This is a genomic window from Halomonas sp. HAL1, assembly GCF_030544485.1.
GTDB lineage: Bacteria > Pseudomonadota > Gammaproteobacteria > Pseudomonadales > Halomonadaceae > Vreelandella > Vreelandella arctica.
In genome coordinates, this window is record NZ_CP130610.1 from 2,354,563 (window position 1) to 2,374,154 (window position 19,592).

Here is a 19,592-nt window from a genome sequence, read left to right on the forward strand (position 1 = left end):
TACATCTGCTTAGCTATTCTCAAGCATATATGCACGAAGCTGCCGCTCCTCTCGCATGACATAAAGGACGAGAACCCGCTGCTCATCCTCACGATAAAAAATGCGACACGGTGGAACCGCTACCTCTCGGTATACCGAATTAGGGAGCTCCGGTGGAATCCGCCCGTATTGGGGAAAATTCTCCAAACGTTCGGTCTTATCGAAAACGTATTGTACTAAATGACTTGCGGCAGCAGGATTATCCAGTGCAATGTAATCAGCGATAACATCCAACTCTTGAAGCGCGGGCTCCGTCCAGATTACTTCAGCTATTTACTCATTTTCTCCCTGGCCTCGCTTTGGCTGTAGGTTCTTCCCTCAAGCACAGCACGCTCACCCCGAGAGAGCCCTTCAAGCAGCTCAAGTCGGCGCTGCATAAATTCGTAATCCTGCACATCGACAAGGTAGACGGATGGCTGACCATGCTCCGTGATCAGTACCGGCTCTTTGGAGAGATGCAGGTCTGCCAAGATTTTTGTGGCTTGGCGCTTTAGGTTTGTAACAAGCTCTACTTTCATGGGCTCACCCTGATCCGAACTAATAGTTATACTATAGTATCCCTATTGTGGGTGAGGCAATCAGAGCTAAGGCTGCGCTCACCGGGGTAAATCCATGAGTTTGATCAAGGTGTCCACTGAAACGGAGGAACTACAGCATCCGACAACAGCCACTTGTATTGGGCTTGCTAATAAACCAATTGATACAGTTAATGCCTAGCCAGAAAGGACGAGCACTGCTCTGACAAGAGAATCAGCTCCTCGCCGCAGATCTTCTTAGCGTGAATTAAATTCTTATAAGCTATATATTAATTATTTATCGGCGCTAAAGTTAAATTATGTTTCAGGCGTATCTGATGGTGGAGCTTTCGTTAGTGATAACTTCGTAACTGCGAATAGCACTACGACCGAAATGACTAGCTGGGCGATATACATTTCCTCCGAATGTTCCATGTAATACGAGAGGCTCTTGAATGGTATGTAAAAGGAGATCACTGCCCAACAAGCCACGAAACCTACTATGAGGCGCATGATGCCCGGTTTGGGTTTTAAAAATAATGTCAGTGCGAATAGCGCGACGAGATAAATAATAATCATACTCACCAATGAGTATGCAGCTGCACCTATCAGCATTAAAAAATGTTCATTAGTCATTTGTTCTCCTTCTTGGTGACTAACACGCGAAGCGCACCGGCGCACTTTTAGTGTCCGACAGCCTACACTTTTTAGGAATGAGCGTTATTCGCAACGCCAAGTCGAAATAACATCTGGCCCATATTGCGTCGAAGCTCCGTTATAAGTTGCAACTTTAACCATAGAGGCGCAATGTTCATCAGTAAACCTAAACGCAATCTTTTTACCCCAGGTACTATGCTCAACCGTAATTCCATTTTCGTTTTTGCTAATAATCTCAGCGCGCTGGGTGCCGTTAGGCTCGTCATCATAGTCAGCCGGCCCAATTGCGCAACCACCAATTACAAACATAAAGGAATAGAAGAGAATTCGTAGATAGCGACATTTCTGAATGTTTATTTCTCGAATCATGATCTTACCCGAACTAACTGTCGTTTTCAGAATTTATACGGTTTTTGGCTTCAGCACACGCGGCATACTTGGCTAAGTCTTTACTTTCGAGAACGGTCGAATAGCGCCCTTGGAACAGGGCATCCTCATTGCCCCAGATTGTAAATTCGTAGATTCACCCGGCATCTCGCTGAAGCAGAAGGACGTCGTACATGAAATCCCCGTATTCAGCGACAAAGGCCTGATTGTAACTACTCATTGTTGTCTCCTTTGTTTTTCCTAATGCTAAAAGCGGTGCCTCACGCATCAACCTTCCGTGACTTGCTAGACTTCAGTTTAGTATCAGCATGCTAACAACAACCCCTGAAGCTATACCGAAAACAGCTGGTAGGATTATAGACACAAGTGTGCCGATTTTAGGCTGCAGCCAAAAATAAGAGCCTATCGTAACGAGCGCACCGACCAACCCCAGCGTTTTTGCTAAAATCAACCCTATGAGCGCAGGAATTACCCAACCCCAGGAGCTCGCAGCTTTTACCTCTGCTTTACTCTCTTCTTGCCCATGCCCCATGTAGCTTCTCCTTGAGTACGGCAATCGAATCGTTTTTAAAAACGCTTAGCATGGCCAGGAAGCCTAATTTTTTCAGGTGTTGTATAACCATACATATGTAATCGCAAAAAAAACAAGATACACGATAGAACTCGCTATATAGTAGATGGTCGTTTTCGCCGCCGACCTGGCCATGAATCGGACTGCATCAGCATCGTCTCCAGCAAGCTGACGCATTGCCTCCGCGCTCTTGCTTTGTTTCTTGCCAACTATGAATAGCAAAGTGCCGGTCAGAGCTAATTGCCACAGAAAGAACGGATGCAATTCAAGCGCGAACAGTGCCCACCCAACCAGTCCGGCATACCCGACAAGAAGCGGGAGTGATGGCCAGAAATACCTGTGATAGGTCGTAAGGCGAAATACCTGCATCACACCGAAGTGGCTGAATACCAGGAAAACGATGAATCCGGCGACTTCCATGATCACCTCAAACATCTAACGCCGTTCAGCACGCGCGGTTACGGAATGGAGGCGTAGCCGCAAAGCCGCAAAGCCGCAATGCAGTAACCGTCGCCGTGACTGGCATGGTTAGGCCCTCACCCCAGAACTGAGCCCTCACGCTCAATGAAATCGAGCCATTTCTTGAAATCTTTTTCCGACATTTGTCCCAAGCGTTCAATATCCTTATCAGAATTCACGACCCCAAGCATGTTGAAAAGTGCTGCAAATGCGGTAACTTGATAATAAAAAGATGCCCAAGCAGGACTCTTTAGCAAGTCCTGTTTTGCTGAAATCGGTGCGCCTTCCAGGTATTCGTCCGGAAGAGGAAGACTGGCGGGAACACAGCTCTCGATTCCGTGAAGCAAATCATGACTATGCTCCAGCGCGTACCGAAGCTTCTCCCCCACATAGGAAAGCGGCGGACCGTTTCTTGCTTCGTTTTTCTCATAGGCCGGTCCATTCGTGCTTTTCATGAAGTCATCGATATCCATGTTTGAACCTCTTTCGTTTACTGGCCTAACGTAGAGTTTTGCGGCAATTTTGTAGCCGCGAAGCGGTGAAGAAATTGTCCGGCAAAAGCGAATGGTTAGGCACTGGCTCGGATTTTAACAGGGCGCATTGGTGATCGAGTGATACTCAACATCTGAGGCAAACCACTTTTGGCCAGCATCATCAACGTAAACTGTTTCTCCACTTTCTTTTGCCGGGCTGCTTTGGGGACTTCCTTCGAGTTCAACCACGCTCTGCATAAGCTCTCTATCATAAGTGAAGCTTACAGAACATAGCGATCCATCTCTGAGAAGAATTCCGACGATTTTCGTATCAGCTGGAGATATGAGAGGGATGATTCTTGTAGCCATGCTGCTTTTCCTTTTTATCCGACTGATTACACTACCGGCGGAACTTAGCGATCATAGGGTGATTTAGTAGGCCAGTGCTATTTTGAATTGAACCATTATTTAGCTGCGTATTTGTACATAGAATCTGGCTCATCGACGGTATTGGTTACCATGGCCATTTTTCCAGGTTTTCCCACTTAGAGTCTGTATCAAAGTCGGATTTAAACTTTTTGCAGGCCTCAATTACGGTCGCTTTCATTTGGCTTGGTGAGGGGTTTGGCGGATACTCGAACTTCAACCCATCTTCGTACATAAGTGCTGCCCAAGCATTGCCCTTTCCAATGGTATTCTCAGATCTAAACTCATTAGCCGAAAGGTTCTTAATGACATCGCAGCTATCTAGGATTCCAACAGCAGTTTCAGCAGGAATCGCGTTTCCTTGGAAATTGAGACAAGCAGCCATCCCCAGTGCACATTTTAAGGTCATGAATATCACGCTAATTGCCTAACGCCTCAAATACCGGCTTGGTGAAGTTGGCGACTTTTTTGGAACAAAAAAGGTGACAGGTTTTCCAAGTCCGAGTGCTTTGACTTGTTAGGGGATTCACACAAGTTGCTTGAATTCCCAAAGGTGTCCGTACACGTCCGCAATTTCACGTGCGTACTCCTCAGGAAACCCCTCTTTACGGAGCAAGCGAGCCATATCTTCTTTAGCAAGTGGCTTGCGCATACGGCTGTTTCGCACAAATTCATAAAATCGTTTCCAATCTAAAGGATGCAAAGCGGTTTTATTTGCCAGATTCGTAAAGCGCTTAAACAACTTATGGCTTTGAGGTGGCAGCTTAGGTTCAAGCTTCTCTTTGGCTGGGACCGTCAAGCGATGACGCGTACCTGCTCTCCGATTATATTCGGAGAGCAGAGGGCCAATTAGGGCCTTCGCCTCTTTAACATATGCTTCATAGGTGGGAGGGTCCTGGGGGCTCCAGCGCTCAGCCCTGATTTCAACAGCTATTTCTTTCTTTGAGTCAGGCTGAATGATTAATTGGGCACCCAGTCCCTTGTGTTGCTTGGACTTCTTGAGCCTAAAATTGGCTACGCTGAATCCATCGATGCCCATAGCATCATGCTCGATTTCGACATCAAACCTTTCAGACTTGTCAGCAATAGCGGCTATCTTCTCCAGAAAAAGGGACAACGGTCCGCTCACATTTATGTGAATTGGAGGCAGATAATCGCGCATGAAACCCTTCTCCTAACACCAGTGGTAATGGGCGGCAACGGAGCGCAGCGTAGTTGGCGTCCCGTTGACCATATTGTTACGTGTTGTTCCGACTGTTGAAATAGAAGGCAGTAACACTGCCAATCAATGTACCTGCGAAGGCTAGAAACTCGGGGAAATGCGGATTTTTGATGAGAGCCAGAACGAACACGAAGATAAGAACCAGAAATACGATCCCCATGGCAAGCAACGGCTTGGTTCGTTTATTTAATCGCTCAGTCATCGGTTCAGACTGCCCCAGCCCGCCACAAGTACCGCATGCCAGTCCAACGAATTCTTTTCCCTTCAATTCGTGATATTTCGCACAGGCCAGGCAACTAGAACCATTTAGGCCAGTCTTACAGACACCCGTTTCCTCGCAGTGCCGACAAGGGTACAAATTAGACCTTACTTCCTGCATTCAGATACTTCCTTGCACACGTAACGAGGCTGTAGAAAAACCCGATTTTGAGCCATCTCAACCGGCTGTGATCCTAATTTATTTACCCAGCTAGTCATCTGGCTGGATAATATTAATATCGGCATTCAGCCACTAAAGTGCGCGCCTAAGGCCAGTTAAGAGGACTATTTGGCTCTTATGTAGCAACTTACCCCGCTCTAAGCCCTTCATGAAGCGGCCAAATGACCATAATTCGCTAACTTCTCAATATGGTGCACCAAGCAGTAAAGCTGCCACTGGCCTTGCACCTTTTTCTTACCCCGAAGGCTGAAGCGGTTCAGCCTTTTCGTTGTGCCAATGTTGCCGAAGACGGGCTCTACGACTGACATGCGATGGCTGTACATTTCTTTGCCCTTTGAGCTATCAACTCGGTGCTTCATCCAGTCCGTGTAATTGGGTAAGCGCTTGTTCTCGATAATAAAAGACACTTGTCGCCCTGCTCCGTTGCGGTGGTCGGCAGAGCTTGGGTTCTGCATGCATCGGTATTTCTTTGGGCAGTGCCGACATTGCAGCAAACGCCCTTCAAAGTGTACCCGGATCTTGCCATTATCTGTTTCTCGTTGCCCGCGATAGGACAGCTTTTCACCGGCGGGGCAGATACACGTTAGGTTTACAGGATCAAACTGGAACGCGCTGGCGGGCGTCGTCTCTCGCCAGCCTTTGTCCGGCAGGTTCTGGTGGCGCTTGCCGTATTTGTTTTTCTGGTCGGTGAATTTCGGATCTCGGCTGCGGAACTGGTTATCGGGGATGTAGCCATTAATCCATCGCTCGTGAAGGTACTTCATATTGAGTTTACTCGTCTCATCCATGAGACTCGCCCTTCGGGCCAGCCTGCGGCTGTTCAAATTTATTCCCGATAAATTTATCATTGGCGAAGCCAGTATCGGCGGTGACGACGGTGCCTTTCTGATAAATGTTCTCGGCGATACCCAGCTTCTTAAAACGCGCTTCGACCATTTCCAGTACGGGCTGCAAGGTGTGATGTTCCTGGCCTTCGCCGAAGGCCTGAGCGTCAATGACGATCTGGTGCTTTTTATCCACCGTGGCGACGCCGTTATAGCCCTGGATCGTGCCCTTGCTGGTGGTCATTTTGGCACTTTCGTTATCGGTCAGATTGCTCTTCACTTCCTTGATTCGCTTCCCCCGGCCCATCCTTGGGCTGTGCGTCTTTAGGAAACGATCCACTTTGTTCATGGCGGCATCTAGGGAGAGAATCATCTTGGCTCGGCGAATGTCGCGATCCAGGTCGGCTTCCGTTTCGGCTTCATCACGCGCGTAGTGCTCTAGTAGGTGATGCCGAATCAGGCCTCTCAGTTTCTCCCGCTTCTCGCCCAATTCTTTGAACGTACCCGACCATTCCTTAGAGGCATCGGAGGACATCTTGCAGCCGTCAAAGGCAAAGAGTTCGTTACCCAGCAAGCCTTGTTCGTGGCACACCAGCAGCACTTGTTCGAACAGCGCTTCAATCTCATCGGCATGGCGACTGACGAAGCTGGCCAGTGTGGTGAAATGGGGAACGGTATCGCAGGAAAGGGCTTTGAAAATAATAGTGGTCTCGCAGCACCACTGAATTTCACGACTGGAGGTGATGCTTTTTGAGTAAGCAAACAGGATAATCTTAAGCAGAATAGCCGGATCATAGGCCAGCCGACCGGTCGCATCGTTGCGGTACTTGGGATAGAAAACGAATAAGTCGAGCTTGTGCTCGATCAGGTAGTGCACCGCGTGCTCAAAGGTGCCGGGCTGGGGCTGATCTTGGTAGTTGATCACCACCATGGCATTTTGATCGTAGTTATAAGCCTTGAAGCGCGGCATGCTGACCACTCCTCGTCTGTTTCCTTGATCCTACCAAAACTTAGCCGTCAAAGGGGTTTTTCTACAGCCTCAACGCCTGCAGCATGCGCGGCTTTGGAATGTAGGCGAAGCCGCAATGGAAAAGCCGTCGCCGTGCCTGCGATTGTTAAGCAACATAGAGGGTAACCACGACCCCTGCGACAAAAAACAACAAACTTATTAGTGCAGACCTTATTAACGACTTCGAACTCTCAGCTCGGAGCTCTCCTCGCAGCGTTTGAGCTACCGCTTCAACCTCTTCCTCTTTAAGGGTGGCAAGCTTCTCGTACCTTTCAACGTCAGCCTGCAATTTGGTTGCCATCGAATGGCGCTGCTGAATCTCGCTCTCGATTTCGTTTGTGAGCGCGATAGATTCTTTTAGGGCCTTGGATAGTCTTTCGATTCGCTCGCCAGTCGTTTCCCCTCGCTTTTCTTTTATTTTTCGCTCAACTTTAATCTTCAAATACTCCATCCCCACAGCAAAAGCACCAGCTGCCAAGACCATTGGGAGAAGAGCAAAAAACAATTCTGAGGTTGGAAACGAACTCATTTCTATCCTTACTGCTTAACGCCCGTGTAATGGGCTGGTTTGGAGCGCCAGCGGAAAACCAGTCCCAATTGACGCGCTTTTTACATGCTTATTTCAAGTACATACGCAACTTACCTAATTCGACGCTAAGCATAAACGCGAATGTAGCAATACCACCTATAGCTTTTAGATCTTCATTTGCAGCCTTAGCATAAGATGCTGACAAATCAGGTCTAAATTTAGATACAAACGCGTGAACCTGATTTAAATCTACGCTTGATGGGCTGATGACAGTTATATCATGCGCCAATGTATCTCTAAGCTTCTTAATTTGTTTAAGAGGAGCAATCATATTTCTATAGTGCTGGGCGTCGATATCATATGGACACGTTTTTTCGACCTCTTTTATGAAGCTTGGCCGCAGAAACTGAGTGCAACACCTAAGAATTTTAGTAAGGTGTTGGATTTATGTCCTATTCAGAACTCAGCATCGAAGAACGTGCCACCATACAGGTAAGCCTCAGGCAAGGCATGAGGCTCCGCCAGATTGCTCACATGTTGAGGCGTTCTCCGTCTACCCTCAGCCGTGAAGTACGGCGCAACCAAACTCAGTCAGGTGCCTACTGTGCTCATAGTGCGCAGACGCACCGCTGCGCTCGACGCATGGTTTGTCGCCCAAAACGTAAGCTGCTGTTGGGGAGTGAACGCTTTGAGCTGGTCATTCATATGTTTCGCAACCGCTTGTCTCCAGAACAAATAGCAGGCAAGCTCAAACGCATGATGACGCCCAGTTTTGAAGATGCTTACGTCTGCCGTGAGACGGTCTACAACGCCATTTACGCCTTGCCTGTGGGCCAGCTTAAGAAAGAGTTGATTCACTGCCTGCGCCAAGGCAAATCGACCCGTAAGCCTCGCCGTGGTCAGGTCGATCGCCGTGGCCAAATACCCGACATGGTGAGCATTCACCTTCGTCCACCGGAGATAGAGAAGCGCGAAATGCCAGGCCACTGGGAGGGCGATTTAATCAAAGGTAAGAACAATGCCTCTGCCGTCGGCACGTTAGTTGAACTCAGCAGTGGCTACGTCATCCTCGCCAAATTACATGACGCCACAGCGACCTCAGCTGTTGAGGGATTTAGCGCAGCACTCAACCGAATGCCACTAGCCGCACGCAAGAGCATGACGTATGACCAAGGCCGAGAAATGGCTAAGCATGCACAGATTACCCAAGCAACGGGTGTTGCAATCTACTTTTGTGACCCTCACAGCCCATGGCAACGCGGTAGCAATGAAAACATCAATGGCTTGATACGGCAGTATTTACCGAAAGGGACGGATCTGTCGCACCACACCCAAGAGGAACTTGATGCCATTGCATTACAGCTGAATATGCGGCCTCGAAAGCGCTTTGACTTCAGGTGCCCAGTTGAAGTGCTGGGCGAAATATTGGCGAAACACCAAGAAAGCCCACCAGCCATTCATTAAGTAGCGTTGCACTCAGAGACTGCATCCACCAAGTCTTTAAATACTTGGACTTTTTGCCCAAACATCCGAGATTCAATATCTGGACAAAAACCCGCTAAAAGCAGAGAGAGCTTATGTTCAATAAGAAGAAAGCAAGAAAATAGATGCCCCAGCATTTCTGCGCTTTCTTTAGTTCTGGCTCTTCCCCACTCATTACCTTCCGCAACGAGTTCTAGCAGTTTTTGAGAGTTTTCATCTGGGGTGCCTGGTTGTGAGTACGCTATTTTCTGATACTCATTACCTTTATTTTTGGAGCAACGCTTCAACCATTTAAACAATGTCTGATTCCCTGGGGCATGTAACGCTCCGCTAATGTGCGCCGCCTGCGGCGTCACCATTGAGCGGCTTGTTAGCAGATTCTGCCTGAAGACGCTCCACCAGCCACACCTTGATGATCGATTGGCGGGTAACGCCTATGCGCGCAGCCTCACGATCCAACGACTCGACAACCCAAGCCGGGAAATCGACGTTGATTCGCTTTTGTTCCTGATTAACGCGGCGAGCAGAGGACATATCCAGGTCATCAACAATATCTTCCTGACCTTCCTCAAACTTTTTGTCGAAGTCTTTAGCTTTCATAGAGCTCAACCTCGGCGGGAACGTCTGACTGAAATCAGACGAATACGAGCATCCCTGTATGTGACGACAGCCGACCAGTGCTTTTCACCAATCTTGCCTATCAGCAAAAACCTCTGCTCATCCTCTGATTGAGCGCGGACCTCCAGCAGGTATGGATCTTTCCTCAGCCCTTGGGCAGCAACGAAATCTATACCGTGCTTGTCCAGGTTAGCTTGGCTTTTGGCTTCGTCGAATTCAAACTCATCCATGAGTAAAAATTATTTCTTTTTTTACTCAATCCGCAAGATTTTGAGGGAGCCTTAGCTGCTAACGCCACACTCACCGGTAAATTAGGAGCGCAGCAAGTAATTTATCCGTGTGGAATGATTTGATACTCATTGAGCCTTCTCTACCCCCCGGTGTGCTGAAACAGGGTGTCTGCTGACTGATTTTGAGATCTGAAACCCGACTTCTACACCCAACCAGAAGCCCGTCGCTTTGATTATCCATCCTGCTGGTGTGCATCAACACCCTGAGCGAGTGGGCTTACACCGGCGCTGAACCTGAAACTAACTGGGACTGTAAAGTAACCTGCTGTTTGAATAGGACAGATGCTGGTTAACCGATGAATGTCTAGCGCCCCAGCCCCACCTGCAAGGAGCAACGCGGTCTGGCAGTGGTAAACCACCACGTTAAGAGAGCCTCAATAGGTGTTTGCTGTAAGCCACCAATAGCCAACGATGACAGATGAAGTAGGATCACTGGCTCAAGGACTTGATATTGGCCGCTGACGCGGCCAATAAAAAACACTGCGGTCTATTGACAGAGAGAAGGCTCATAGGTGTTAGCCTTTATTTGCTCGTTACTACAATTAGACGTTCATCAATCGAAGGCCCGCGTGAATAAGTGTATTTCAGTACAAAGCCATCAGATTCAATGGTTTTATTGCTGTTTGCCCAGAACGTTTGTTGAACCTCGCTGGCCTTTTGAGGTGCATACATTTGGATTAGTGCCTCTAGAGCTTTTTCAGCTTCTCGTTTATCTGCATGCAGCCCATATCCAATATTTTTAAACCAATCGTTCCACATCAACTTGATATTCTCGACGCGCCCTGTGTCTGGAATTTCATTTATGAACCATTTGACTGTTTCTGCTTTTCCCTGAATGCACCCGTAGAGCGCGCCCATACCATATGATGCTGGGGTGACTTTTGAATTGCGGCAATTCAGTGCTTGTGTTGCGGCACTTGACTCTGAGGAAAATGATTGAAACCCCGCACCGAAAGCAGTGCCAGATACCAGAATGAAGCCTATAACAGACAACGCTAACTTCCTATATGTTTTCATTAATAAATATCTCTCAGTTAGGAAGGCTGCATGTGGCAATAGTGTTACCGTTGCTAAATGGTGAGTAGATTCTTATTTTCCACCCACGATCAAAGCGGATGTTCTTTTGATCCATCATGTCTGCGACACCTAAACATATTTTCCTTGCTTCTGACGAATTTGTATCTATTGAAACATCTACTGCCTGATTCCAGCCTGAAACATCGCATGGCTTGCTCAAGAGTCCTGTGCCATCGAATACGGAACAGAGCCTATACGCGTTATCAACGGTATCAGCAAAAGTGAGTGGTGCATTTAATGCCAGAGCGGCAATAGCAGCTATCAATACTTTTTTGTTCATCTTCGTTTTCTCCTTTTTTGGGGCTAACGGGGTGGCGCGTCAGCGTTGACGTTGGCTGTAGCGTAGTGTTATGCATTTTCCGAGATCACCGTTGTATTAAAATCCTCATCAGAGGTCCTGAAACTGACACACCATACTCTTTACAAAAACGATGCGTGGCGGTTAACAAGCTAGAGAAAGCAATTATATTAGGCGTCTGCTTTTTATATGCACTTTTCCCTTTAACTGATATTAGGGTGAAAATATCTGGGTTGGCTATTGCGTAGCTTAAGCCGGCAGTAACAACTTCACATGCTCTTTTATCAAAGATATATGGAGCCTTTTCCAACAGATCCCTACATACTCCAAGTTCATATCCATGCAATCTTTCCAGCTCATTCTCAACACAATACCTTTGTATGATAGGAGAAACTTTGGACTCGATTTCTCCAACAGATATTACAGCGCCTTGGTAGTAGAGGGGGGATTTCTCGCTAAATATCTCTTTCCCAGAGTGTCCCGACTCGTCAGCATATATGAAAGCACCTTCATTCCTTTTACTCATAAATACTTTTGTTTCATAAACTTGAACCGAGAATATAATGCTTGAGTTGAGGGGCTTTTGCGGATCAGGCGCAGCCTGCGTAGCAAAAGTCCCGCTCCAACGATTTGTTGGGCATCAATCTCCTCGGTTTTTCCAACGCTGCCATAATGCTCGTAGATTTACGCCGATACCGTAAATATTAGGGCTTAGTTGGATTATTTCTTCCAGGTTTTTCTCGGTCTTTTCTGCTTCTCCTGGCTTCGCCAAGAACATCTCGCCTTCGTAGGTCAAGCCGCCCCTGACTATGACGAGGTCATACCAGCCATGAGGGCTATCGCTTTCCTTATGGGGAACGCAGCTCTCAAGGAAGTTGTTTCGGTGAGCGTAGACAAGAATTTTCGCTATAGGTTGAAAATCCCACATATCCTGCTCTTCGCGAGAGGCTGGGGCAAAGCTCGTAGTACCCGGCTGCACTTCCTTTAATATCGATCTGAGAGTGTCCACTAGACTATCCTTGATACCCAACAGGTATTAGACGGCGCGTCCTATGATTGGATGAACGCGAAAGCATGTTTACTTAGCAAATGTAGCCTACTTTTTCGTGCATAACCACATGATTTTAAATTAAATTAATATTAATTAGGCTCTATTTGCAGAATTCGCATTCTTGCGCATTTTGCCAAGCTCAATAATTTTGTATACATATCCACAATCAGGAGACAGACACCAAATGGATATGCGAAGCAGGCCTCCGAAATTAATGGATCGTGTGAAAACTGTTATGCGGGTAAAGCGCTATAGCCCACGTACTGAAAAAACATAGTGTTACTGGATACGTTACTTCATTCGTTATCATGGGGTGCGACACCCTGCCAGTATGGGCCCTTCTGAAGTCCAAGCTTTTCTGGAGCACCTTGCCGTAGAGCGATATGTGGCTGCGGCTACAAAACCAAGCGCTTAATGCTTTAGTATTTCTGTATCGTCATATCCTTGATATGCCACTGGGTGATATGGGCACCTTTCACGAGCTAAACGCCCGCGTCGATTACCTGTCGTGCTTTCTCACGAAGAGGTTATGCACGTGTTAAATCGAGTGTGGGGGACTATGAATTTGATAGCCATCCCCTGACCTGAGGAAGGAATTTGCCGGTGTGCGCTGCCCTTTGGGCTAATGAGCTAAAACGAAACCACGCTACCGCTACGTCACACCTAGTTTACGAAAACGCTCCAGTTGCAAACGTGTTTGAGTTATTAACCTTACCTTATTCATAAATTTGGATTAGGTCACGTATCAATGAAAAAAAAGTGTTCCCTCTCTGAGGGCAACGGCTCGTTAGTTGCCTTGATCTGGCATCGCTTCGCGATGCTCCCGCGGGTGCCTCATTTGCTCGTTCCTCGCAGATTCGTTACCACGCGCTACAAAATGAGGCTATGCAACTAGTGGTGCCAATTCTTCTCACGTGTACAAAATGCTCTTGCTTCATCACTCGTTGCCACTGGCCTTCCTCCGCAAATCCGATTAGCCTGCTAATTCACTATTAAGGGTTTGGCATGGAAGAGACGACTCCTCGGCAGCGCTTGGCGGGCGTGCTGATTCTGCTTGGTTTGATCGCACAGATTATTGGGTTTACCGGCTGGTTGGGCACCGCTAATGCGGTGAGCTATTTGCTGTGGGCGGCGGTTGTGTTGCTGTGGCGGGATATTCCTAAACGTTCGCGGATTCAGGCGGGCGTATTGATTGCACTAGGCGCGAGCATGCTGTTGGTGGCGCGGTTTGTGTATGACGCTGAGGTGGATTGGCCCGCGATGTTGCAGGGCAATTCGTTTGTGGCGGCGATGCTGGTCGGCGTTAGCTTTATTTCGCTGATTGGTAAGCAAGGGACTAAGGGCGCGTCGGGTAAGCGTGTTACTGGTGCCAGTGGCGTGATGAGTACATGGCTAGGGGTTCACTTCCTGGGTACGATCTTGAATCTCTCTACCGTGTTTATGGTGGGCGATAAGCTGGCACGCCGGGGGCCGTTGACGACGCCGCAACTGCTGGCGCTTAACCGCGGGCTTTCCAGCGCGGCGCTGTGGTCACCGTTTTTTGCTTCCATGGGTGTGGTAATCGCCCTGGTGCCCGAGGTTGAGTACGCGCAGATTGCCGTAGTGGGCTTTCCTATCGCGATGCTGTCGGGGCTTTTAACCACGCTGGAGTTGCGGCGCCGGTTTGATCTTAGCGAGGTGGATGGCTACTCCCTGGCGCCGCGTAGCCTGTTGATGCCGGTGGGTATGGCCGCGCTGGTGATGCTGTTTCACTTTGTGCTCACCCCTACCCTCACCATTGTCAGCATAATCACCTTTCTACTGCCTGGCGTTGCCGTGCTGAGCAACTTGCACCATGGGCCACGCTTTACCCTACGGCGAATTCGTCAACACACCACGACGCGCTTACCCGCCATGCGTGGGGAGATTTCGCTATTTTTAGCCGCAGGGCTTTTGACGATTGGCCTTTCGACGTTGGTCACGGCTGCCGCAGGTAGCGACTGGACGCTGTTCACCCGCTTTGGTACAACCCAGGCGATGATCAGTTTTGCGGCCATTACACTAAGCGCGTTAGCGGGCCTACACCCAATTATTGGCGTGTCGGTGTTGGCGTCGGTACTTAATTTGCAAAACGGGGAGCAGACGCTGTTTGCGTTTGTGGCATTAAGCTCATGGGCGGTGGGCACCAGCGTGGGGCCGCTTTCCGGCATTAATCTTTCATTGCAGGGGCGCTATGGGGTAAGCGGTTATCGCATGATGAAGAATAACCTGCTGTATGCGGCGGTGATGAGCCTGCTTTCGCTGGGGGCGATCGCAGGCGTCAGTTTGCTGGTGACCTAACGAATCAGGTCTCAATGATTTTATTGGGAAACCGGTAGAAGTAGCGATGGCCGCACTCATGGCAAGGTTCCAGGCGTGCAACGGTGGGTAGCATTACCTGTGCATCGCAATGGGTGCAGGCCATTAAACCGGGCGCGGCCATTTCGCCTTCGCAATAGTCGGCGCGGGCGGCTTCTAGGTCTTCCTCAAAGCGTTCGCGTTCCACCACGCTACGGTCGGCAACCGAAAGCAGCGATTCCGCCACGCGGCGGGAGAGCCCATCTATATCGATGCCTAGCCAACTGGCTACCTGCTTGCCGGTATCTGCCATGAAGTAGCGCATATCTTTAAGGTCGCGCTCTACCCAGGCGCGCAGCAGCGCTAGCTCGTCTTTGGTGTACTCTTCAAGCTCCGATTCAAACTCAACCGCGTCGTCCAGATCCTTCTGTAAATTCTCCCAGGTAAGCTCATTGGCGCCCCCCTGCATCCGCTCCAACAAACGTTCGTAACCTTCGCGCAGGCGATTGTCATTCTGTTGTTCACTCATGGTGCCTCTCCTTTTGTCGACGCATGCGGTTTCCTATCATCGGCTTACCGTTCAAGGATACACCTGCATAGGATACAATCGACCTCACTTATCTGACAGATGTCATCTCACATTCACTTTGCGCCCCTTTTGGGCGAATACGCCAAGGCATTAATAAACCGATGGACGCACACTACAGCCCTCGTGATATCGAACGCGACGCCCAGCAGTACTGGGACAAAAATCAGTGCTTCAAAGCCGTAGAGGACGCGAACCGCGAGAAATACTACTGCCTCTCCATGTTCCCCTACCCCAGCGGCAAGCTGCATATGGGCCATGTGCGTAACTATACTATCGGTGACGTTGTGTCGCGTTACCAGCGTATGCAGGGCAAAAATGTCATGCAGCCCATGGGCTGGGATGCCTTCGGTATGCCTGCGGAAAACGCGGCTATTCAGAATCAGGTGCCGCCCGCCAAGTGGACCTACCAAAACATCGACTACATGCGTAATCAGTTGAAGGCGCTTGGTTTTGCCTACGACTGGAGCCGTGAGTTCGCCACCTGCGATACCAGCTACTACCGCTGGGAGCAGTGGTTCTTCACCAAGCTGGTTGAAAAAGGCTTGGTGTATAAGAAGATGTCGACGGTCAACTGGGACCCGGTGGATCAAACCGTGCTCGCCAATGAGCAGGTTATCGACGGCCGCGGGTGGCGCTCCGGTGCGCTGGTTGAGCGCAAAGAGATCCCGCTGTGGTTCTTGAAGATTACCGACTACGCCGATGAACTGCTGGCGGACCTGGATAAAGTTGAGTGGCCTGAGCAGGTCAAAACCATGCAGCGCAACTGGATTGGCAAATCCCGTGGCGTTGAGCTCAGCTTTGATATCAAGACCGCTGAAGGCTCCGATATCAAGGCGAAAGACGGCAGCACCTGCGATCCGTTGGCGGTGTACACCACGCGCCCGGATACGCTGCTAGGCGTGACCTATGTGGCGGTTGCGGCAGGCCACCCACTGGCCAAGCAGGCGGCTGAGCAGAACAGTGAGCTGGCAGCCTTCTGCGATGAGTGTGCCAAAGGCGGCACCTCAGAAGCCGAAATGGCCACCAAAGAGAAAAAAGGCATGCTCACTGGCCATAGGGCGGTTCACCCGCTGACCGGCGATGAAGTGCCGGTTTATGTGGCTAATTTCGTGTTGATGGAATTTGGCACCGGCGCGGTCATGGCGGTGCCCGGCCACGACCAGCGTGACTGGGAGTTTGCCACCAAGTATGGCATTGCGATCAAACCAGTTATCGCCGACGAAAGCGGCCAACCCGCCGATGTTTCTGAAGCCGCCTACGCCGAATACGGCACGGTAGTGAATTCAGGTGAGTTTGATGGGCTCGGTTTTGAACAGGCCTTTGATGCCATTGCTGCCAAATTGGCCGAGCTTGGCCGTGGTGAAGTCAAAACCAACTACCGCCTGCGCGATTGGGGCGTTGCCCGTCAACGCTACTGGGGCGCGCCGATTCCGGTCAAATACGGCCCGGAGGGTCAAACCGTACCGCTGACCGATGACGAACTGCCGGTGTCCCTGCCGATGGAAGTCACCGTCGATGCTTCGGGCTCGCCGCTGAAGAAAATGCCCGCGTTCTCTGACCTGGGCGATGGCTGGACCCGTGAAACCGACACCTTCGACACCTTCATGGAGTCGTCCTGGTACTACGCGCGCTTCTGCTGTGCCGATAACACCGAGGCGATGCTGGACGAGCGCGCCAACTATTGGCTGCCGGTCGATCTCTATATTGGTGGTATCGAGCACGCCATTCTCCACCTGCTGTATGCCCGTTTCTTCCACAAGCTGATGCGTGACTTTGGCTTGGTGGATTCCGACGAACCCTTCCAGCAGCTGCTGACCCAGGGCATGGTCATCGCGGAAACCTTCTACCGCCCTACCGATAACGGCGGCAAGCAGTGGTTTAACCCCGCTGATGTGGAAGTGAAACGCGATGAGAAGGGTCGCCCGCTCAGCGCTATTTTGATGAGCGACGGCGAGCCGGTAGAGATGGGTGGCATCGAGAAGATGTCCAAATCGAAAAACAACGGCGTTGATCCGCAGTCGATGATCGACAAGTTCGGCGCCGATACCGTGCGCCTGTTTATGATGTTTGCCGCACCGCCCGAGCAGTCGTTGGAGTGGTCGGATTCCGGCGTAGAGGGTGCTCACCGTTTCTTGAAGCGCCTATGGCGTCAGGTCAATGAGCATTTGGCGGCTGGTACGCCTGGGCCGCTCAACATTGACGCGCTCAATGATGACCAGAAGGCACTGCGGCGTAAAACCCATGAGACCATCAAGAAGGCCAGCGACGACATTGGCCGCCGCACCACCTTCAATACGGCGATCGCAGCGGTCATGGAGCTCTCCAACGCGATCGGCAAGTTCGACGACACGTCTGAACTGGGTCTCGCGGTTAGCCGTGAAGCGTTGGAAGCCGGTGTATTACTGCTCTCGCCGATTACCCCGCACCTGTGCCACAGCCTATGGGAAGCACTGGGCCATACGGGCCCGGCCATTGAAGCGACTTGGCCTGCCGTGGATGAAACGGCCCTAACCCGCGATAGCATTGAGCTGGTGGTGCAGGTCAACGGTAAACTGCGTGCCCGTCTTGAGGTGCCCGCAAGCGCCGATAAGGCATCGATCGAAAAACTCGCCATGGAACACGAAAACGTGCAGCGCTATCTTGAAGGTAACACCGTGCGTAAAGTGATCGTGGTGCCCGGCAAATTGGTCAACATCGTGGTGAGCGGATGAACCGACGCACATTTTTAACCGCCAGCATCGCCGCCTCAGCGGCGGTGCTGCTTAGCGCCTGCGGGTTTCAGCTACGGGGTACTGAATCACTGCCCACGCTGCCTCCCCTTTCCCTAGAGGGCGACACCAACAGTGCCGTTGCCCAACAGGTCGCTGCGCGCCTTCAACAGTTAGGCACTCAGGTAACGGCTGATGCCCCATGGCGGGTCACCCTGGGTACGCCTGCGTTAATTGAGCGGCGATTGGGTGGTGATGGCCGCGCAAGTCGTGAACATGAGCTGACACTGAGCACTTCGCTTTCGGTACAAGAGCGGGCATCCAATGCCTATCACCTCAATAACGCGACCCTGACGACGAGCACGCGTATTCGCGTTAGCGACGATGATCTCCTGAACCGTGAAACGCTGATGATGGAAGCCGAGCAAACGCTTGCTCGACAATTGTCTCAGCAAATCATCGAACGCCTTGCTTACATTGAGGGCATGCAGTGAAGGTATTTGCTGATCAGCTACCCGCTGCGTTAGCAAAAAAGCTGCCCCGCGTGGTTATCGTGGCGGGGGATGAGCCCTTACAACATCGCGATGCCTGCGATGCTGTAAGGAAAGCAGCTCGCCAAGCAGGCGTTGAAGAGCGTGAAGTACTCAATGTAGAGCCCAACTTTGCTTGGGGCCGGTTGATGGAGATGTCCAGCAACCTCTCATTGTTTGCGACCAGCAAGCTCATGGAATTGCGTTTGGGCAATCACAAGCTAGGGCAAGAAGGCAGTAGAGCACTAGCGCAGTATGCCGAAACACTGGATAACAGCGATGATATCTTGCTTATCAGTATGGGCAAATTAGACGCCAAGCAGCAGAAAAGTGCCTGGTTCAAAACGCTGGATAAGCAAGGGTTATTCGTACCGGTCTGGCCTGTCGATGTTTCCCGGTTGGGTTACTGGCTGAGGGATCGCGCTTCACTCCACGGCTTACAAATTGACCTGGATGCAGCTCGCCTGCTGGGTGAGCGCACAGAGGGTAACCTACTGGCCGCCGACCAGGAGCTGCAGAAACTAGCGCTGATTCACCCGCAGGGCACGCGCTTGAATGTGGAAAGCATTGCCCAAGGCGTTGAAGACAGCACACGCTTCGATGTTTTCAATTTGGCCGATGCCTGCCTAAAAGGCGAACCTAGCCGCGCATCGCGTATCGTCAATGGATTGCGTAGTGAAGGGGTCGAGGCCCCCATCGTGCTTTGGGCACTGACCCGGGAGCTGCGCACTCTCCTCTCGCTGCATCAGCATCTGGATCAAGGGCAAAGCTTTGAACATGCCTGCAAAAGCCAAAAGCCGATGATTTTTGATAAGCGACGTCCGGCCTATCAAAAAGCGATTGGCCGCCTGCCAATGAAGCGCCTGCATAAATTGCTGTTAATGGCACAGCGGCTCGATTTAGCCGTTAAAGGCGCTGCAACAATACCGCTGTGGCCAGGCCTAAATGATTTGGCAATGACCATGGCCGGTGGTCGTGGGCTGCTTTCTGAATCCGCCTGGACCTATCGCATTAGTGCAAATAATTAGTACTTTGCACATTAGACTTAAAAATTGAACCAATTGTTTCTATACTCACTCCACA

28 protein-coding genes are annotated in these 19,592 nt (G+C 50.4%); 6 read left to right on the plus strand and 22 right to left on the minus strand.

Going from position 1 to position 19,592, the window contains the following annotated elements; translation table 11 throughout:
- Window positions 1-9 precede the first annotated feature (9 nt).
- The 14 genes from Q3Y66_RS11025 to Q3Y66_RS11090 all read right to left on the minus strand — a co-directional run bounded on the left by Q3Y66_RS11025 (window position 10) and on the right by Q3Y66_RS11090 (window position 7,881).
- Window positions 10-312: a type II toxin-antitoxin system RelE/ParE family toxin gene (locus Q3Y66_RS11025; RefSeq protein ID WP_083832182.1), complete on the minus strand. Its 303-nt coding sequence runs from the start codon at window positions 310-312 to the stop codon at window positions 10-12.
- Window positions 309-557, minus strand: coding sequence for a type II toxin-antitoxin system Phd/YefM family antitoxin (locus Q3Y66_RS11030; protein WP_008956288.1), 249 nt, complete (start codon window positions 555-557; stop codon window positions 309-311). The genes Q3Y66_RS11025 and Q3Y66_RS11030 overlap by 4 nt, the downstream gene beginning before the upstream one ends.
- 315 nt (window positions 558-872) lie before the next feature.
- Window positions 873-1,190 carry a hypothetical protein gene (locus Q3Y66_RS11035; protein ID WP_008956287.1) on the minus strand — a complete coding sequence of 106 codons (318 nt, stop codon included), beginning with the start codon at window positions 1,188-1,190 and terminating at the stop codon, window positions 873-875.
- Between the two features lie 84 nt (window positions 1,191-1,274).
- Window positions 1,275-1,580 (minus strand): hypothetical protein, encoded by a 306-nt coding sequence (locus tag Q3Y66_RS11040; protein WP_139041503.1) that lies wholly within the window; start codon window positions 1,578-1,580, stop codon window positions 1,275-1,277.
- 622 nt (window positions 1,581-2,202) lie between these two features.
- Complete coding sequence (locus Q3Y66_RS11045; RefSeq protein WP_008956284.1) at window positions 2,203-2,604, minus strand: hypothetical protein; 402 nt, start codon at window positions 2,602-2,604, stop codon at window positions 2,203-2,205.
- A gap of 101 nt (window positions 2,605-2,705) precedes the next feature.
- Window positions 2,706-3,101 (minus strand): hypothetical protein, encoded by a 396-nt coding sequence (locus tag Q3Y66_RS11050; RefSeq protein ID WP_008956283.1) that lies wholly within the window; start codon window positions 3,099-3,101, stop codon window positions 2,706-2,708.
- Window positions 3,102-3,215: 114 nt separating this feature from the next.
- A complete protein-coding gene (locus Q3Y66_RS11055; RefSeq protein ID WP_008956282.1) occupies window positions 3,216-3,470 on the minus strand; it encodes a hypothetical protein in 255 nt (84 codons plus the stop codon).
- A gap of 145 nt (window positions 3,471-3,615) precedes the next feature.
- Window positions 3,616-3,936 (minus strand): hypothetical protein, encoded by a 321-nt coding sequence (locus tag Q3Y66_RS11060; protein WP_139041502.1) that lies wholly within the window; start codon window positions 3,934-3,936, stop codon window positions 3,616-3,618.
- A gap of 117 nt (window positions 3,937-4,053) precedes the next feature.
- Window positions 4,054-4,689, minus strand: coding sequence for a hypothetical protein (locus Q3Y66_RS11065; protein WP_008956280.1), 636 nt, complete (start codon window positions 4,687-4,689; stop codon window positions 4,054-4,056).
- Window positions 4,690-4,765: 76 nt separating this feature from the next.
- Window positions 4,766-5,128 carry an OadG family protein gene (locus Q3Y66_RS11070; RefSeq protein ID WP_008956279.1) on the minus strand — a complete coding sequence of 121 codons (363 nt, stop codon included), beginning with the start codon at window positions 5,126-5,128 and terminating at the stop codon, window positions 4,766-4,768.
- Between the two features lie 206 nt (window positions 5,129-5,334).
- Window positions 5,335-5,976, minus strand: coding sequence for a transposase (locus Q3Y66_RS11075; RefSeq protein ID WP_238528433.1), 642 nt, complete (start codon window positions 5,974-5,976; stop codon window positions 5,335-5,337).
- Window positions 5,969-6,982: a transposase gene (locus Q3Y66_RS11080; protein ID WP_238528432.1), complete on the minus strand. Its 1,014-nt coding sequence runs from the start codon at window positions 6,980-6,982 to the stop codon at window positions 5,969-5,971. The genes Q3Y66_RS11075 and Q3Y66_RS11080 overlap by 8 nt, the downstream gene beginning before the upstream one ends.
- Window positions 6,983-7,127: 145 nt before the next feature.
- A complete protein-coding gene (locus tag Q3Y66_RS11085) occupies window positions 7,128-7,550 on the minus strand; it encodes a hypothetical protein (RefSeq protein WP_008956278.1) in 423 nt (140 codons plus the stop codon).
- Window positions 7,551-7,638: 88 nt separating this feature from the next.
- Complete coding sequence (locus Q3Y66_RS11090) at window positions 7,639-7,881, minus strand: hypothetical protein (RefSeq protein ID WP_303319480.1); 243 nt, start codon at window positions 7,879-7,881, stop codon at window positions 7,639-7,641.
- Window positions 7,882-7,997: 116 nt separating this feature from the next.
- Here Q3Y66_RS11090 and Q3Y66_RS11095 point away from each other — a divergent pair, with 116 nt between their 5' ends.
- Window positions 7,998-9,014: an IS30 family transposase gene (locus Q3Y66_RS11095; protein ID WP_303319481.1), complete on the plus strand. Its 1,017-nt coding sequence runs from the start codon at window positions 7,998-8,000 to the stop codon at window positions 9,012-9,014.
- On the opposite strand, the gene Q3Y66_RS11100 is transcribed toward Q3Y66_RS11095, so the two are convergent.
- From Q3Y66_RS11100 to Q3Y66_RS11130, 7 genes are all read right to left on the minus strand, one after another.
- The gene (locus Q3Y66_RS11100; protein WP_303319482.1) at window positions 9,011-9,391 is read right to left on the minus strand and encodes a hypothetical protein; all 381 of its coding nucleotides are present in this window, start codon (window positions 9,389-9,391) and stop codon (window positions 9,011-9,013) included. The genes Q3Y66_RS11095 and Q3Y66_RS11100 overlap by 4 nt on opposite strands.
- Complete coding sequence (locus Q3Y66_RS11105; protein ID WP_008956573.1) at window positions 9,363-9,632, minus strand: hypothetical protein; 270 nt, start codon at window positions 9,630-9,632, stop codon at window positions 9,363-9,365. The genes Q3Y66_RS11100 and Q3Y66_RS11105 overlap by 29 nt, the downstream gene beginning before the upstream one ends.
- A gap of 5 nt (window positions 9,633-9,637) precedes the next feature.
- A complete protein-coding gene (locus Q3Y66_RS11110; RefSeq protein ID WP_008956574.1) occupies window positions 9,638-9,880 on the minus strand; it encodes a BrnT family toxin in 243 nt (80 codons plus the stop codon).
- A 582-nt stretch (window positions 9,881-10,462) separates the two neighbouring features.
- Complete coding sequence (locus Q3Y66_RS11115) at window positions 10,463-10,957, minus strand: hypothetical protein (protein ID WP_202945530.1); 495 nt, start codon at window positions 10,955-10,957, stop codon at window positions 10,463-10,465.
- A 13-nt stretch (window positions 10,958-10,970) separates the two neighbouring features.
- Window positions 10,971-11,297, minus strand: a complete 327-nt coding sequence (locus Q3Y66_RS11120; protein ID WP_008956576.1) for a hypothetical protein — start codon at window positions 11,295-11,297, stop codon at window positions 10,971-10,973.
- 85 nt (window positions 11,298-11,382) lie between these two features.
- Window positions 11,383-11,841: a hypothetical protein gene (locus Q3Y66_RS11125; protein ID WP_008956577.1), complete on the minus strand. Its 459-nt coding sequence runs from the start codon at window positions 11,839-11,841 to the stop codon at window positions 11,383-11,385.
- 114 nt (window positions 11,842-11,955) lie between these two features.
- Window positions 11,956-12,243, minus strand: coding sequence for a hypothetical protein (locus Q3Y66_RS11130; RefSeq protein WP_139041511.1), 288 nt, complete (start codon window positions 12,241-12,243; stop codon window positions 11,956-11,958).
- A gap of 409 nt (window positions 12,244-12,652) precedes the next feature.
- Here Q3Y66_RS11130 and Q3Y66_RS20965 point away from each other — a divergent pair, with 409 nt between their 5' ends.
- The gene (locus Q3Y66_RS20965; protein ID WP_368411727.1) at window positions 12,653-12,781 is read left to right on the plus strand and encodes a phage integrase N-terminal SAM-like domain-containing protein; all 129 of its coding nucleotides are present in this window, start codon (window positions 12,653-12,655) and stop codon (window positions 12,779-12,781) included.
- A gap of 590 nt (window positions 12,782-13,371) precedes the next feature.
- Complete coding sequence (locus tag Q3Y66_RS11135; protein ID WP_008956579.1) at window positions 13,372-14,685, plus strand: hypothetical protein; 1,314 nt, start codon at window positions 13,372-13,374, stop codon at window positions 14,683-14,685.
- Between the two features lie 4 nt (window positions 14,686-14,689).
- Here Q3Y66_RS11135 and Q3Y66_RS11140 read toward each other — a convergent pair whose 3' ends face one another.
- Window positions 14,690-15,211, minus strand: a complete 522-nt coding sequence (locus Q3Y66_RS11140) for a zinc ribbon-containing protein (protein ID WP_008956580.1) — start codon at window positions 15,209-15,211, stop codon at window positions 14,690-14,692.
- Window positions 15,212-15,372: 161 nt separating this feature from the next.
- Between Q3Y66_RS11140 and leuS the strand changes: the two genes are divergently transcribed.
- The 3 genes from leuS to holA are packed head-to-tail and all read left to right on the plus strand — an operon-like array spanning window position 15,373 to window position 19,537.
- Entirely contained in the window at window positions 15,373-17,982 is a 2,610-nt protein-coding gene (leuS, locus tag Q3Y66_RS11145; protein ID WP_008956581.1) for a leucine--tRNA ligase, read from the plus strand.
- Complete coding sequence (locus tag Q3Y66_RS11150) at window positions 17,979-18,473, plus strand: twin-arginine translocation signal domain-containing protein (protein ID WP_008956582.1); 495 nt, start codon at window positions 17,979-17,981, stop codon at window positions 18,471-18,473. The genes leuS and Q3Y66_RS11150 overlap by 4 nt, the downstream gene beginning before the upstream one ends.
- Window positions 18,470-19,537, plus strand: a complete 1,068-nt coding sequence (gene holA / locus Q3Y66_RS11155; protein WP_008956583.1) for a DNA polymerase III subunit delta — start codon at window positions 18,470-18,472, stop codon at window positions 19,535-19,537. Before Q3Y66_RS11150 ends, holA begins: the two co-directional genes overlap by 4 nt.
- Window positions 19,538-19,592: the final 55 nt, after the last annotated feature.

Excerpts from the sequence above, each read along its gene's own strand:
- leuS (WP_008956581.1), top strand. The coding sequence starts at position 15,373 with ATGGACGCACACTACAGCCCTCGTGATATCGAACGCGACGCCCAGCAG.
- Q3Y66_RS11130 (WP_139041511.1), bottom strand. The coding sequence starts at position 12,243 with ATGTGGGATTTTCAACCTATAGCGAAAATTCTTGTCTACGCTCACCGA.
- Q3Y66_RS11140 (WP_008956580.1), bottom strand. The coding sequence starts at position 15,211 with ATGAGTGAACAACAGAATGACAATCGCCTGCGCGAAGGTTACGAACGT.
- Q3Y66_RS11095 (WP_303319481.1), top strand. The coding sequence starts at position 7,998 with ATGTCCTATTCAGAACTCAGCATCGAAGAACGTGCCACCATACAGGTA.
- Q3Y66_RS11075 (WP_238528433.1), bottom strand. The coding sequence starts at position 5,976 with ATGGATGAGACGAGTAAACTCAATATGAAGTACCTTCACGAGCGATGG.
- Q3Y66_RS11050 (WP_008956283.1), bottom strand. The coding sequence starts at position 3,101 with ATGGATATCGATGACTTCATGAAAAGCACGAATGGACCGGCCTATGAG.
- Q3Y66_RS11070 (WP_008956279.1), bottom strand. The coding sequence starts at position 5,128 with ATGCAGGAAGTAAGGTCTAATTTGTACCCTTGTCGGCACTGCGAGGAA.
- Q3Y66_RS11110 (WP_008956574.1), bottom strand. The coding sequence starts at position 9,880 with ATGGATGAGTTTGAATTCGACGAAGCCAAAAGCCAAGCTAACCTGGAC.
- Q3Y66_RS11040 (WP_139041503.1), bottom strand. The coding sequence starts at position 1,580 with ATGATTCGAGAAATAAACATTCAGAAATGTCGCTATCTACGAATTCTC.
- Q3Y66_RS11030 (WP_008956288.1), bottom strand. The coding sequence starts at position 557 with ATGAAAGTAGAGCTTGTTACAAACCTAAAGCGCCAAGCCACAAAAATC.
- Q3Y66_RS11135 (WP_008956579.1), top strand. The coding sequence starts at position 13,372 with ATGGAAGAGACGACTCCTCGGCAGCGCTTGGCGGGCGTGCTGATTCTG.
- Q3Y66_RS11080 (WP_238528432.1), bottom strand. The coding sequence starts at position 6,982 with ATGCCGCGCTTCAAGGCTTATAACTACGATCAAAATGCCATGGTGGTG.
- Q3Y66_RS11035 (WP_008956287.1), bottom strand. The coding sequence starts at position 1,190 with ATGACTAATGAACATTTTTTAATGCTGATAGGTGCAGCTGCATACTCA.
- Q3Y66_RS11055 (WP_008956282.1), bottom strand. The coding sequence starts at position 3,470 with ATGGCTACAAGAATCATCCCTCTCATATCTCCAGCTGATACGAAAATC.
- Q3Y66_RS11100 (WP_303319482.1), bottom strand. The coding sequence starts at position 9,391 with ATGGTGACGCCGCAGGCGGCGCACATTAGCGGAGCGTTACATGCCCCA.
- Q3Y66_RS11115 (WP_202945530.1), bottom strand. The coding sequence starts at position 10,957 with ATGAAAACATATAGGAAGTTAGCGTTGTCTGTTATAGGCTTCATTCTG.
- Q3Y66_RS11060 (WP_139041502.1), bottom strand. The coding sequence starts at position 3,936 with ATGACCTTAAAATGTGCACTGGGGATGGCTGCTTGTCTCAATTTCCAA.
- Q3Y66_RS11085 (WP_008956278.1), bottom strand. The coding sequence starts at position 7,550 with ATGAGTTCGTTTCCAACCTCAGAATTGTTTTTTGCTCTTCTCCCAATG.
- Q3Y66_RS11090 (WP_303319480.1), bottom strand. The coding sequence starts at position 7,881 with ATGATTGCTCCTCTTAAACAAATTAAGAAGCTTAGAGATACATTGGCG.
- Q3Y66_RS11045 (WP_008956284.1), bottom strand. The coding sequence starts at position 2,604 with ATGTTTGAGGTGATCATGGAAGTCGCCGGATTCATCGTTTTCCTGGTA.
- Q3Y66_RS11065 (WP_008956280.1), bottom strand. The coding sequence starts at position 4,689 with ATGCGCGATTATCTGCCTCCAATTCACATAAATGTGAGCGGACCGTTG.
- Q3Y66_RS11150 (WP_008956582.1), top strand. The coding sequence starts at position 17,979 with ATGAACCGACGCACATTTTTAACCGCCAGCATCGCCGCCTCAGCGGCG.
- Q3Y66_RS11125 (WP_008956577.1), bottom strand. The coding sequence starts at position 11,841 with ATGAGTAAAAGGAATGAAGGTGCTTTCATATATGCTGACGAGTCGGGA.
- Q3Y66_RS11120 (WP_008956576.1), bottom strand. The coding sequence starts at position 11,297 with ATGAACAAAAAAGTATTGATAGCTGCTATTGCCGCTCTGGCATTAAAT.
- Q3Y66_RS11105 (WP_008956573.1), bottom strand. The coding sequence starts at position 9,632 with ATGAAAGCTAAAGACTTCGACAAAAAGTTTGAGGAAGGTCAGGAAGAT.